A 13,093-nucleotide genomic window follows, 5' to 3' on the forward strand; every position below is an offset into this window, starting at 1 on the left:
CACGTATTATGTCTTCTCATTCAATAAAAATGCTCTTTATTTTGCAAGAGGAAGTTGCCCGTTTAGGTAATGCCAGCGATTACGAGCTCTTCATTTTAAAAAGTCATATCGAACAGATAATTTATACCAAACGAAAGCTTGAAAGCTTAACCTCCCAAATTTCTGTTGGCTCAAGCTTACTCTATTTCGATGCCCAACTTTTAAAAGAAGATATCCTTTTAGTCACCGAATTAGGAGCGCTTATTAAAGGAATTCGCCAATCGGATAAACAAAGTATTTGTGTTGAGCCACAATCGTTTAATTTTGATCACAAGACAACCATCTCATTAATTGCAGAAAAGAGAACACGTATACACGATGAGTGGAAGCTTCCTTCCTATCATAGAGTTATTGTTGACTGTCACTCTTATGTTTTAAAGGGGTACTTTATCAAATACAACCATAATGGGTGCAAATTAAAATTGCTTGGCGGTGAAACAGTGAAGCTGCCTGCAAGCGCTCTATTCTACGAGCCTACCAAAGACGATTTGAAGGATTTTATGCGCATTGAACAAGATCCTCATCATCAAAATCTGGAGTATGAAAGGACACTCAAAGCAGTGCGAAGTAAAATAGGGCAACTAGACCCTTCTAATAATCCTATAGATTATCGAAAACTGCTTCGATTCATGACCGGAAGAGGATATCTGCTCCATTATATTGAAAAAGCCATTGAAGAAACTTATGGAAAGAGGCAAGAAAAATTTCATTGTTAGTGGAGACATTATATGTGCGAAATAAATGTATACTATAAGTTTTTTCCAGAAACTTCATTGTGGTAATTTTTAATGGCTCTACGCAATACCTCTACAACGGGAACGGCTAAGGATTCAGCATCTGCTCTGAGCATATCCATATAAAACTTTTCAATAGTACACATGTATCGCGTCATTTTTGTCCTTTCTACGGAAGCAACTAAACCCCTTTGGTATGCGCCTCAATCGTCCTCTGATGGTGTTTGGGTACCTTTTTCCACGCGGACACATTAGACTGAGCGACTCCTAGAAATTCAGCAAGCTTTCTTTGACTTCCAAACCATGCAATAGCCTCGCTTTTTTCCATTGATACAACCTTAATTTATACAAAAGCGTTGCAGTATACAGATTGTACCCTGTAAAAAGAAGGATATTAAAAAAGATTATTTGTGTTCACAATTCAATCAGGCAACACGAAGCCGATAATTGAAGACAATAAAAGACCTAGAAAAACACTAGGCTTTAAAACTCCTAATATGTTATTTTTGCCGCTGACAACTAGTTAAATAGTGGTTGCATTAGCGAGTTGAATCCGCGTCACAGGCAACGGTATTAGGTCTGATTATACGATTAATCAGACCTATTAAAATGTTATTTGGGCGTGGCTCCTTCCCTATTCCTAGTTTTTTCAGATTAATCAGTTTTAATGAAGATAATTGCTTCCTTCACTAAAATTGATACGACTTGTGAATCAAACATAGGATTTTGAATTAAAATAGATACTGTTCGCCAAGAAACAGAACGCCGATTTAACTGAAGAATAAGCCCTTTGATACAAATCAATAAGTTATGGTGAAGACGCGGGAAAATTGAACCCGTTACCAAAGGTTTTGATAATTTCATGAAATACTATAAAAGACTAAGAAAAACCATGTTGATTCTGGACTATCGCCTGTTTTCCAAAATACACAAGATGTCTTTCTTGGTGTGCAATTGTCTACGTATGGTGTCGTATTGGTGCCGATAATTAGAACATAGATACTGTTTGTTTAATTGTTAATGCATTATGATTTAATATTCGGCTCACATATACAATTAATAAAAGGATATTTTATGATGAAGGGAATATTTTTTTCAATTATATTAACCCTACAATTAATTGTAGGCTGTGTTCCTAGATCATTAGAACCAAATGCGAAAAAGGTGATGATTATCTATAATCGAAGTACTAAAATGGCCAACTCATGTGAGTTTTTAGGGAAAATATCTAATAGCGATGTGCATGGAAAAAAACTTCAATTCACGCTTGGTTTAGAAAAAAATCTAAAAACCGATGACCTAAATTTTCTTAAAAATGAAGGAGCAAAATTAGGAGCCAACCTGGTTGTATTTGAAGAGCATCATACATCAATAGAAAGGTACCGCTCTCAACCTGGTCATATAACCGACATTAGTATACATGCTATTTATGCTAAGGCTTATCGATGTCCTCCTAATTTACTCAAAAACATGGAACAATTGAATGAATATCATCAGGCATATAAAAATCCAGTGATCACTAAAAATAATTAATTATTGAACTAAAACATAATTCATTGATGGAGTAATGGAATAGCAATAAGTCGATGTATCTTTTAAAAAGCATCTGTAGATATATAACCGCATTAAAAATAATGCTCTGCAATGAATTAATTTAATGAAACCTTTTAAACTTTATAAAGACTGATATCCTCTTTTAGATGTTTAACAATATCATCTAAATGATGAATAAATGTCATCATCTCTTCTATGCCAGTAGAAAAAGTTGCGGTAACACGATTAATTTCATTCATACTTTCAACGATTTGCTCAATTCCAACTGCTTCTTGCCTAATAGATACCTCAATGTGTTGGCTTGAAATGGATGCTTCATTGATCATTTTACTTAGCGCATGAATAACGTCGCCTGCTTTCTCAATAAGCTTAATTCCTGAATCAAGAGTGTTAGCTCCTTCCTCGGTGACGATAACCGCTTTTTCAGTGCTACGTCGTATGTCCTCAAGAATTTTTTGCACCTGCACCGTGGACTGTTCTGATTGCTCTGCTAGGTTTCTTACTTCAGTTGCCACTGCGGCAAAACCTTTACCAGATTCTCCTGCTTTTGATGCTTCAATTGAGGCATTCAATGCTAACATCTTGGATTGTTGGGCAAGCGTATTTACTACTACAGTAATTTCACCGATTTGTTGCATGTGGTTACTTAAATCAAGAATAGTTTGCGCAATAAGCTTCATCTTTTCTTCTGAAGCCCTAATGCCCAGAATGCTTTGTTCTACTGAGTGCGCCCCTCGTTTTCCCTGTTCATAGGTATTTTGAGCCACTTCTCGTAAAACTTGAGCTTTAGCCATAGTTTTTTTGGAGCTATTGTCTATTTCTTCCAATGAAGCACTGATTTGATTAATCGCAGATGCTTGGGAACTAATTTCTTTTGCTTGTTTATTAGCAGAAGTGAGCACCGTTCCAACCATTGTAACGATATCACTGCTGGCTTGTGTAATTTTTTTTGTCATCGATGAAAGCCTATCCGTCATGGAATTTAAATCTCGCCCCAGATCTTGTAATATGCCTTCATTTTCTATTTCAAGACGATGACGAAGATCACCGGAAGCAACTTTACTGCTATGTAGACTAAATTTTTTCGAAGAATTAATCAGTGTTTCCAATAACACTCGAGTCTCCTCCTCTTTATTACGAAGCATTTCTTCATTCTTTTTTATTGCATCTTGCATGCTGTTTAGGGATAAAAGCAGCTTCCCTAATTTATCTGATGACATGATTTCTATTGTTACGTTTCGCTCTCCTGCTGCAATTCGCTCAGCAGCATTTATTGCATTATCTAGTGGAATGGATAATGCTCGCTGTGTGATATAAGGGACAATCACTGTTAAAACAATTGCTAAAATCAAAAGCCACAAAGCGGATTCCTTTAAAGAAATTAAATTCTTATCTATTTCATTTATATGAGATTCAATTTCTTTGGATAAGTCTCTAAATAGCCCACCTTCTCTTTTACCGGTTATCTCCGAATAAGGACCATCAATGAGATCTATCATTGATTTTTGAATGGCTCGAGTTTTGTTCCTGATATTTTCTACATTATCTGGATTATTAGGATCTCTTGGCGCATTTATTATTGATACTTGAGCTTGATGCAACGATTTATAAAGCTGTTGAAGCTTTTTCCATTTATGCTGTATTTCTTGATTATCTAACACTTGGATTACTTTATCACCCTGGACTCTAACTTGATGAATTTCATTCCATGTATTATCAAAATAAGTCTTATCTTTTGGGTCTCCTGTCATTGCCCAATGCTCCAAGATGTCTTGGGATTGATAAATTTGGGCATCAAGAATAGGAGGTAAATTCTCATTTTGAATTTTATGATTCAAGTGGATTATATAGTTTACTTTAGGCACTAAAAGCATAATCAATATTAATAAAGGTAATCCAAGAGTCATAAATCCAATAAACAATCGAGTGCCCAATGGAATCACAAAACGTCGTGGGATTGCATCAGTGTTCATTACCGCCTCCTATTCAGCACGAGATCTTAAAATCCCTCTGCACATTATCGCCTCACTAAATTCTTTAATAGAATTTTTCAGGTAGCTATTCCAAAAATCATACAAAATGACCTGTATTTTGCTTAAGTCAGCATGTTCAATTAATTTAAAAATCGGAATCGATTTCTTTAATATTCCATACCTCATTGTCTATAATGTGTAATAAGCTCATACAGAAAGAAAATATATATGACAAAACATATCTTATTAAAAAATTGGAGATGCTGTCTTTTAATTTCTGTCACTTTATTATGCTCCTGTGAACATTATGTCTCTAAGAATGACCCCAAAAATAATACATCCGTTAATAAATCGTTCATTGGATATCATCCTCATGGACATGGACATGGACATCATTAATTCATTGACATGACAAAGAAGAGAAATTTGCTCATTCAGAAATCATATCAATGCAATTGAAACGATACTCCATGAAAAAAAATAGCTGCCAAGATTAGGAGTATGATTAAAAAAGAATAAAAGTGGATGGTTTTCTTATGTTTTTTGAGAAAAACCAAAACACCCACAAGCACAATACTCAACAACCCTAGCAGTACCCAAATCCAAAAATTCATTTCCATCCTTAGTGTTCCTGAACTTTCTTATTCTTATAATGTAATTCATGCACATGCTCCCCATTACCGCCAAAATCCCCAACATACTGACTTTCAGAATGCATCTCCTTAACAGTTGATTGAGTCGAAGCACATGACACTAACCCCACTCCAAAAAAAATAATGCTCATTCTTAAAAAAAGTCTCAAACCCAATATAGTTCCTGTTTTCATTTTATTCCTTAAAAATAGATGCATGCTACAACCCTCCCTCGATAACAACACAAATAGACACTTTATATATTTCGTTTCAACCGGTTTACTGAATCAATTAGTTTTAAAGTATCTTGTTTCGTAAAAGGCTTCACACACTGCATTGCTTCTTGCATTTTATGCATGTCATTGTGTTGAGTCATGATTATGATTGGTGTGGCGTGATTCAGCTCCGAATCCTTTTGAATACGTACAATAAGTTCTTGGTAGTTAAATCCTTGTGTTAAATTTTTATCAATTAAAATTGCATCATAACGTCTCATTAAAGCAAGTTCCAAACCTGAGTTCCCATCACAGGCCATATCCACCTTATGGTTCAAATTTTGCAATTGTGCACGCAAGAGAATGCGTTCACCTAATGAATCATCGATTACTAAAAAAAGTAAAGTATCGACCATAAGACACCTCATATCACTCCCTTGCACCATCGAGTTATCCCTCTTTCGTTATTCCTATGCCTCTTGAATGTCTGCATGTCCTTTATGAGAATTCAAGAGTCGCAATCCATTTGCTACAACAATTAAACTAGCCCCCATATCCGCAAAAACAGCCATCCAAAGAGTGGCAATACCTCCAAGTGCTAAAATAAAAAATACTCCTTTAATAGCGATGGATAAACTAATGTTTTGTCGAAGAATTCTTGCTGTGTTGCGGCTCAAATCAATATATAAAGGCAGCATGGCCAAATTATCATTCATTAACGCTACATCGGCCGTTTCCAATGCCGTATCCGTCCCTTTCCCCATAGCAAAACTAATGCTTGCTTTAGCCAGTGCGGGTGCATCGTTAATCCCATCGCCAACCATGCCTACCGTTTGATACTGTGTCAAGAGTTGATTAATTGCTTGCAGTTTATCCGTAGGCAATACATTGGCCTTCACTTCATCAATACCCACTTGTTTCGCAATGGCATGCGCTGTTACTGCATTATCACCAGTCAGCATTGCTGTTTTTATCCCTTGCTCATGAAGCCTTGAAATAGCCCACTGACTGGATTGGCGTAACGTATCAGCCACCGCAAACAGAGCAAGCACTGTAGTGTTATTGCTTAAAATGACCGTGGTCTTTCCTTCTTCCTCCAATCGCTTCAACTCTTCTTCTACCTCAGGGCTGCATACTTTATTGTCTTCAGCAAGTTGATGGTTTCCTACATAAAACAATTCATTTTGCACCAAACCCTTGACTCCACGACCCGGAAGTGCTGAAAACGCACCAACCTCTAATAAATCAGCTGAGGGTTGTTGTTGCTGGAAATAGGTTACTAAAGCATGCGCGACAGGATGCTCGGAATGACTATCAAGGCTTGCTGCAATGAGCAGCAATTCTTCTTTTGTTCTACGCGTGTCATGAACAATAAAATCAGTCACTACTGGTTTACCTTCCGTTAAGGTGCCGGTTTTATCTAAGGCAATTAATTCTAACTGATGCCCAGTTTCTAAGTAGCTTCCGCCTTTAATTAAAAGCCCATGCTTTGCCGCAGAGGCTAATCCGCTCACTACCGTTACTGGGGTCGAAATAACCAAAGCACAAGGACATGCAATCACTAATAAAGTGAGCGCTTTATAGATCCAATCATAAAAAGGATAACCAAAAACCAACGGCGGAATTAATGCGATAAGAACTGCAATTATCACCATAATCGGCGTATAATATTGAGCAAATACATCGACAAAACGTTGTGTCGGCGCGCGCTCTGCTTGCGCCTGTTCAATGGCCTTACCAATTTTGGCAAGAAGGGTATCTCCCGATGCCTTAGTGACTTTGACCTCAAGTACCCCATACTCATTAAGCGTACCTGCAAAAACCGTATCATCTATCTCTTTACTCACCGGCATGGACTCGCCCGTAATCGGCGCTTGATTAACCGTGCTTTTACCTAAAACAACCACTCCATCTAAAGGAATACGCTCTCCAGGCTTTACTTTAAAAACAGCATCTAAGTGCACTTGCTCAATAGGAGTCGTTTGCCATTGCCCATTATCCTGTTTTACTCGTGCAATTTCCGGTGCGATTTGCATTAAACTGCGAATAGCAAGACGAGCTTTATCTAAAGAATAGCGCTCAATACGTTCAGCCAAGGCAAACAATACCGTCACCATCGCCGCTTCAGGCCATGCACCAATAAATACGGCGCCAATAATGGCAATCAACATTAAACTGTTAATATTCATTGCCTTGGTACGCAACGCCAACCACCCTTTTTTAAAGGTCGGAGGACCGCTTAAGCCAATCGCCAATAAAGCAGGAGCAATAATCCAGACTGAAAATTCCGTATTCAGATAATAGGCCATAATTTCTGAAAACAACGCCAAAATACCCGCTAGTAGAATGATTTTCCAAGAAAAATCAGAGACTGCTTTTTCGCCTTCTTTAGCTAAACGTCGTGTACCTTGGCTGCGAACACTCATGCCTAATGATTCAATGCGCTGCTGCAATGCATCAATGACAGGGAGACGATGGTGAATCGTGACCTCTTCTGCAATAAAATTAAATTCCATATGCTCAATTTCAGAAACATCTTGTAACTGTTTTCTAATGAGCTGCTCTTCTGCAGGACAATCAAGCCCAGCCACAAAAAAGGTGGTTGCTGTTAATGGTGTTGTCATAAGGAGCTCCCACATTGGCCACAAAATTTAGCTTCAGCAGGAATGGATGCACCACAACGGCACACTGTATTTTGGATTGCCTGACCACATTGTCCACAAAATCGAGCTCCTGGCTCATTGCGACTTTGACACCGTGTACATATAACTCCCTGTGATTCATTTTGAGACATGTAGTTGTTGTTATGATTTTTTTGCTTATGATGGAAATTACCGTATCCATTTTGATGAGAACTACGATTTTGCCCATGATGCCCATTCAAGTAGTTACCCAGAAAGCGTTTTAAAAGGTTCATGTTAATTCTCCTCATCATCTTCAGCAAAATGGCGCAACATGTCGTCCAAAATACAACGTACATGCGTATCAAAAATACTGTAATAAATATGTTTTCCCTCACGATTGGCCCTCAGTAACCGTGCAGAACGTAACAAACTTAAATGATGGCTTGCTAAGGGAACGGAAAGGTTCAATTGCTCTGCTAATTCAGAAACAGATTTAGGCCCTTCTTTAAGACATGTGAGTAGAAGTCGCAAGCGATTGGGCTCACCCATTAAATGCAGTGTTTCGCTTAAAGTAATCAGTTGATCGTGGGTTAGCATATTGAGTTCAACGGTTAAATAAGTATTTAACTATAAATATAGCCGAGCCTTTCATTTTGTCAAATCACGGGCAGAGAGCGTTTTTTTGTACTCGTAAGAAAATTAACTTACACTAATTAAAAATCACCTACTTCGGGGAGTAACAATGAATGTTCTATTCGTCCATATGCCTTTGCTCATCGCAAGCTTTGTCTTTCTTTTAGGAATCTGTTTACTGGTGTTGACGCACCATCAACGCATGCAAAGAAAAACCTATATATTAGGAACTGCTGGTTTTCTCTTGTCCTTTTTCGGCTTAATAGCAATTATCATTATTCTTTATCTCGCTTATTTTCCCAGGCTGAGGTGAACTGAGTCAAAGGCGGTTTAGTCTTCGCCTCCCTGTGGGATTATCCCTTTTTTCGCCGCTCATGAAACACATAATACAAACCGGGCAATACTAAAAGCGTCAGAAAAGTCGATGAAATAATTCCCCCAATCACCACCGTCGCCAAAGGTCGTTGCACTTCAGAGCCAGTGCCTGTTGCCAGTGCCATTGGCACAAATCCCAAAGAGGCCACTAATGCCGTCATAAGGACCGGTCTGAGTCGAGCCAGCGACCCTTGCAATACAGCATCTTTTAAATAAAATTTTTGCTGTTCATGAAGCTTATTGATAAATGTAATCATCACAAGGCCATTGAGCACCGCCACCCCTGATAAGGCAATAAACCCGACACCTGCCGAAATAGATAATGGGATATCCCGGATCCACAAAGCAAAAACACCGCCAGTTAAAGCCAAAGGAATGCCTGTAAACACAAGCAATGCATCTCTTGCCCTGCCAAAACTCATAAATAGTAATAAGAAAATGCCAAGTAGCGTCACGGGTACTACAATCTGTAATCGTTGTGAGGCAGATTGCAATTGCTCAAACTGTCCACCCCAGTCTATCCAATAACCACTAGGTATTTTAACGTTCTGTTCAATGCGCAGTTTTGCATTATTCACAAAGGTACTTAAATCACTACCTCGAACATTGGCACTAACCACCACTCTACGTTTGCCCATTTCACGACTAATTTGATTGGGTCCTTCACTTCGTACCATTTTCGCGACTTCACTTAAGGGAATAAAATGCCGCTCACTGTCTTTAGATGGAGGAAGTGGTACAAAAACTTCACGCAATACATCAGGATCGGCACGGAACGACTCAGGTAATCGTACCACGATATCAAAACGCTTATCTCCTTCAAAAAGCTCACCACCCTTTTTCCCGCCGGTAGCAATCACAATGGCATCTTGCACAGCGCCAACTTGCAAACCGTAACGCGCCAAAGTATCGCGATTAATTACCACCGTCCAAAGAGGTAATCCACTCACTTGTTCGATTTTGACATCTGCAGCTCCTGGTACTTTTTTAAGTTGTGTACTAATGTTTTCTGCGATCTCCAATAAAGTATTCATATCATCGCCAAATACTTTGACCGCGACATCACTACGAACCCCCGAGATCAGTTCATTAAAACGCATTTGAATGGGTTGAGTAAATTCATAATTATTTCCTGGAATTTGCCTCACTGCATTTTCAATTTCCTGTACCAGTTCCTGCTTGGGCTTTTTGGGATTAGGCCAATCCTTGCGCTTTTTTAGAATAATAAAGGTATCGGCAACATTAGGTGGCATCGGATCGGTGGCTACCTCTGCGGTTCCTAATTTTGCAAATACCGCTTTGACCTCTGGAAATTGTTTCACCCTCTGTTCAACCAAATCCTGCATGGCGATGGCTTGAGTCAAGCTTGTCCCAGGAATACGCATGGCATGCATAGCAATATCACCTTCATCAAGGCTTGGAATAAATTCGCCGCCCATACGCGATGCAATAAACAAACTCAATACAACTAAGACAACGGCAGCCCCTATAACCGAACGCCGCGCATGAAAAGATCGCCGCAAAACACGTGCATAGCCAATTGAAAGATAATGCACCAGCCAATTTTCTTTTTCCTGAACACGTCCTCGCAAAAAAATTGCAATTGCTGCTGGTACAAAAGTAAGTGCAAATAACATCGAGGACATGAGGGCAATAATCACGGTTTCTGCCATAGGCAAAAACATTTTGCCCTCCACACCCGTTAATGTCAGAATAGGAAGATACACAACGGTAATAATAAAAACCCCAAAAATACTGGGCCGAATGACTTCGGTGGTGGCATAAGAAATCACTTTTAAACGCTCTTCAAGCGTTAATAGTCGTTGTGCATTATGTTGCTTTTCCCCTAAATGCTTGATGCAGTTTTCTACGATAATCACCGCACCATCTACTATCAATCCAAAATCCAGCGCACCTAAACTCATAAGGTTCGCACTGATTTTATTAGTCACCATGCCCGTGATGGTCATTAACATGGATAAGGGGATGACCATAGCAGTAATCAATGCAGCACGAATATTTCCTAAAAATAAAAAAAGAATAATGCAAACGAGCAGTGCACCTTCAAGTAAATTGTTTTTAACCGTGTTGATCGTTGCATTAACCAGCAAAGTGCGATTATAAACAATAACGGCCTCAACGCCTTCAGGAAGTGACTTGTTGATTTCTTTCATCTTCTCAGCAACCCGCTCAGAAACCGTTCTACTGTTTTCGCCCATCAACATGAACACGGTACCCAAAACCACTTCTTGGCCATTTTCTGTAGCAGCCCCTGTACGTAGTTCTTTGCCGAAGACAACTTTCGCTACATCCCTCATGCGGATTGGAGTTCCTTCAAAGTTGGCAATCACAATGTTTTCAATATCAGGAATGTCTTTTACTTGTCCAGGAACACGAATCAGATTTTGTTCTCCATTGCGCTCTATATAGCCTGCACCAACGTTGGCATTATTCCGCTGGAGTGCTTCAAGCACATCGTTTAAACTCAGGTTGTAACGCACAAGCTTTGAGGGAACGGGCGTAATATGGAATTGTTTTGCATAACCGCCAATCGTATTGACCTCCGCAACCCCTTCTACATTGCGCAATTGCGGCTTAATAATCCAATCTTGAATGGTGCGAAGTCCCGTGGGGTTATAACGTTGACTTTTAGGCACATTAGGTTTATTCGTCACCGTATACATAAAAATTTCACCAAGACCTGTAGAAATAGGTCCTAATGTAGTTTCAGACTCTGGCGGCAATTTATCTTTAACTTCTTGTAAGCGCTCATTAATAAGCTGTCTTGCAAAATAAATATTAGTTCCGTCTTTAAAAACCACAGTCACTTGGGACAATCCATACCTAGATAAAGACCGGGTATAATCGAGATTGGGAAGGCCGCTAAGAGCTAATTCAATAGGAAAAGTGATTCGCTGTTCTACCTCAAAAGGCGAGTATCCAGAGGCTGCTGTATTAATTTGCACCTGAACATTGGTAATGTCAGGTACGGCATCAATAGGAAGCTTTTGATAATTATAAACACCAAACGAAGCAATAATCACTGTAAACAACAGAATAAACCAACGATGTTTTAAAGAAAAACGTATTATTTTTTCCAGCATCTCTAATCCTTAGTGCTCATGGCTTGCGCCTTCCTTACCCAGCTCCGCCTTTAGATAAAAGCTGTTTTTAGTTACATAATGCTGGCCTGCATCAAGCCCGGATAGAACCTCAACCCATTGTTTGTCTCGTTGGCCAAGTTCTACAGGTGTCGCTTCAAAATAATCGCCTTGTTGGACAAATACTACGTCTTGGTCGCCCATGCGTTGCAATGCCGTAAGAAGCACCGCTACCGGCACGGTTTTTTCTTTAATAATAATATAACCGTTGACATACATGCCGGGAATCCACAAGCGCTGCTCATTGGGTAAGACTGCACGTGCCAAAGTGGTTTGACTGTCTTCTATCCCAAGAGGTGCGATGTAGGAGATATAACTTGTCGTTTTTGGTTTTCCTTCATCACCAATTACATCAATAGTCATTCCCTTTTTTACTAGCGGAGTTTCTTTGCGATATAAGGTAAAGTCAGCCCATACGTTGGTTAAATTCGCCACATCATAAATGGGTTTATTATTTTGCGCTAGTTCGCCATTGGTTGCATATTTTTGTACTATAGTTCCTGTGATAGGTGCATTTATGTTGTAATTTTGTAAGCTTTCATTGCTTTCAATTGTCGCCAATAAATCGCCTTTAATCACTTCATCGCCTAAGTTTTTATTCATCAGTTTAATAATGCCTGCATAGCGAGCATAGATGGGGGCCATAGTATCGCGATTAGGCGCAATTTTTCCCACTACTTTTAATTGAGTTTTAATGGTTTGGCTTTCTGCTTTTTCGGTTTGTATATTTGCGGCTTGAAGTATGGCAGGAACTAATTTAAGCCGTCCCTCATAAGTGTTATATTGCCAATTGTAGGATTTTTCTGAAATCCGTAATTGAAGGGACACATCAAATGAATGAGGCTCTTTAATCATCTGATTGCTTTGTAAAAAATTCTCAACCGGCCTAAATGTAATAACCTCCTTCTTTCCATTAAATCGGGTTAATTCTGCAGTAAGTTGCGATGAATTAGGAGAAATTGTTTTTCCTTCTTGATAAAGATAGGCACGAAAATGGGGTGGCATCCCGCGTTCAAAGAGGAGCAACTCAAGGGTTATACTGTCTTTTTTAAAAAGACGACCTCCTTGTGGCCCTTTTTCAAACTCTTCTTGAGCCTCGCTCTGTTGGTTATCATCTTCTGACCCAAACACCATGGGAGTAACTATTGTTGAT

General features: G+C 39.1%; 13 protein-coding genes. 3 read left to right on the plus strand and 10 right to left on the minus strand.

All coding sequences use genetic code 11. The annotated features are described in order from the left end of the window. The first annotated feature begins 8 nt into the window (after window positions 1–8). The gene (locus DY223_RS18040; protein ID WP_012187534.1) at window positions 9–755 is read left to right on the plus strand and encodes a regulatory protein RecX; all 747 of its coding nucleotides are present in this window, start codon (window positions 9–11) and stop codon (window positions 753–755) included. A 32-nt stretch (window positions 756–787) separates the two neighbouring features. Here DY223_RS18040 and DY223_RS19185 read toward each other — a convergent pair whose 3' ends face one another. Both DY223_RS19185 and DY223_RS18045 read right to left on the minus strand, forming a co-directional pair. After that, entirely contained in the window at window positions 788–931 is a 144-nt protein-coding gene (locus DY223_RS19185; protein WP_154669252.1) for a hypothetical protein, read from the minus strand. Window positions 932–954: 23 nt separating this feature from the next. Beyond that, window positions 955–1,101 carry a Cro/CI family transcriptional regulator gene (locus DY223_RS18045; RefSeq protein WP_019350396.1) on the minus strand — a complete coding sequence of 49 codons (147 nt, stop codon included), beginning with the start codon at window positions 1,099–1,101 and terminating at the stop codon, window positions 955–957. Between the two features lie 746 nt (window positions 1,102–1,847). Here DY223_RS18045 and DY223_RS18055 point away from each other — a divergent pair. Continuing rightward, a complete protein-coding gene (locus DY223_RS18055) occupies window positions 1,848–2,306 on the plus strand; it encodes a DUF4156 domain-containing protein (RefSeq protein WP_019350398.1) in 459 nt (152 codons plus the stop codon). Between the two features lie 134 nt (window positions 2,307–2,440). Here the strand turns inward: DY223_RS18055 and DY223_RS18060 are convergent, their stop codons facing one another. From DY223_RS18060 to DY223_RS18085, 6 genes are all read right to left on the minus strand, one after another. Further along, on the minus strand, window positions 2,441–4,300 hold the full coding sequence (locus DY223_RS18060; protein WP_115684399.1) for a methyl-accepting chemotaxis protein: 1,860 nt from the start codon (window positions 4,298–4,300) through the stop codon (window positions 2,441–2,443). Between the two features lie 622 nt (window positions 4,301–4,922). After that, on the minus strand, window positions 4,923–5,126 hold the full coding sequence (locus tag DY223_RS18065; RefSeq protein WP_019350405.1) for a hypothetical protein: 204 nt from the start codon (window positions 5,124–5,126) through the stop codon (window positions 4,923–4,925). Window positions 5,127–5,188: 62 nt separating this feature from the next. Next, a complete protein-coding gene (locus DY223_RS18070; RefSeq protein ID WP_019350406.1) occupies window positions 5,189–5,563 on the minus strand; it encodes a response regulator in 375 nt (124 codons plus the stop codon). A gap of 54 nt (window positions 5,564–5,617) precedes the next feature. Then, complete coding sequence (locus DY223_RS18075; RefSeq protein ID WP_115684400.1) at window positions 5,618–7,771, minus strand: heavy metal translocating P-type ATPase; 2,154 nt, start codon at window positions 7,769–7,771, stop codon at window positions 5,618–5,620. Further along, window positions 7,768–8,064, minus strand: coding sequence for a zinc ribbon domain-containing protein (locus DY223_RS18080; RefSeq protein WP_019350408.1), 297 nt, complete (start codon window positions 8,062–8,064; stop codon window positions 7,768–7,770). The genes DY223_RS18075 and DY223_RS18080 overlap by 4 nt, the downstream gene beginning before the upstream one ends. A 1-nt stretch (window position 8,065) precedes the next feature. After that, on the minus strand, window positions 8,066–8,368 hold the full coding sequence (locus DY223_RS18085; protein WP_012187544.1) for an ArsR/SmtB family transcription factor: 303 nt from the start codon (window positions 8,366–8,368) through the stop codon (window positions 8,066–8,068). 145 nt (window positions 8,369–8,513) lie between these two features. Between DY223_RS18085 and DY223_RS19020 the strand changes: the two genes are divergently transcribed. Next, entirely contained in the window at window positions 8,514–8,717 is a 204-nt protein-coding gene (locus tag DY223_RS19020; protein WP_019350409.1) for a hypothetical protein, read from the plus strand. A gap of 40 nt (window positions 8,718–8,757) precedes the next feature. On the opposite strand, the gene DY223_RS18090 is transcribed toward DY223_RS19020, so the two are convergent. Next, a complete protein-coding gene (locus DY223_RS18090; protein ID WP_012187545.1) occupies window positions 8,758–11,883 on the minus strand; it encodes a CusA/CzcA family heavy metal efflux RND transporter in 3,126 nt (1,041 codons plus the stop codon). 9 nt (window positions 11,884–11,892) lie between these two features. Beyond that, window positions 11,893–13,074: an efflux RND transporter periplasmic adaptor subunit gene (locus DY223_RS18095; RefSeq protein ID WP_244944219.1), complete on the minus strand. Its 1,182-nt coding sequence runs from the start codon at window positions 13,072–13,074 to the stop codon at window positions 11,893–11,895. Between the last annotated feature and the right edge of the window lie 19 nt (window positions 13,075–13,093).

The organism is Legionella bozemanae (assembly GCF_900450575.1).
GTDB classification, from domain to species: domain Bacteria; phylum Pseudomonadota; class Gammaproteobacteria; order Legionellales; family Legionellaceae; genus Legionella; species Legionella bozemanae.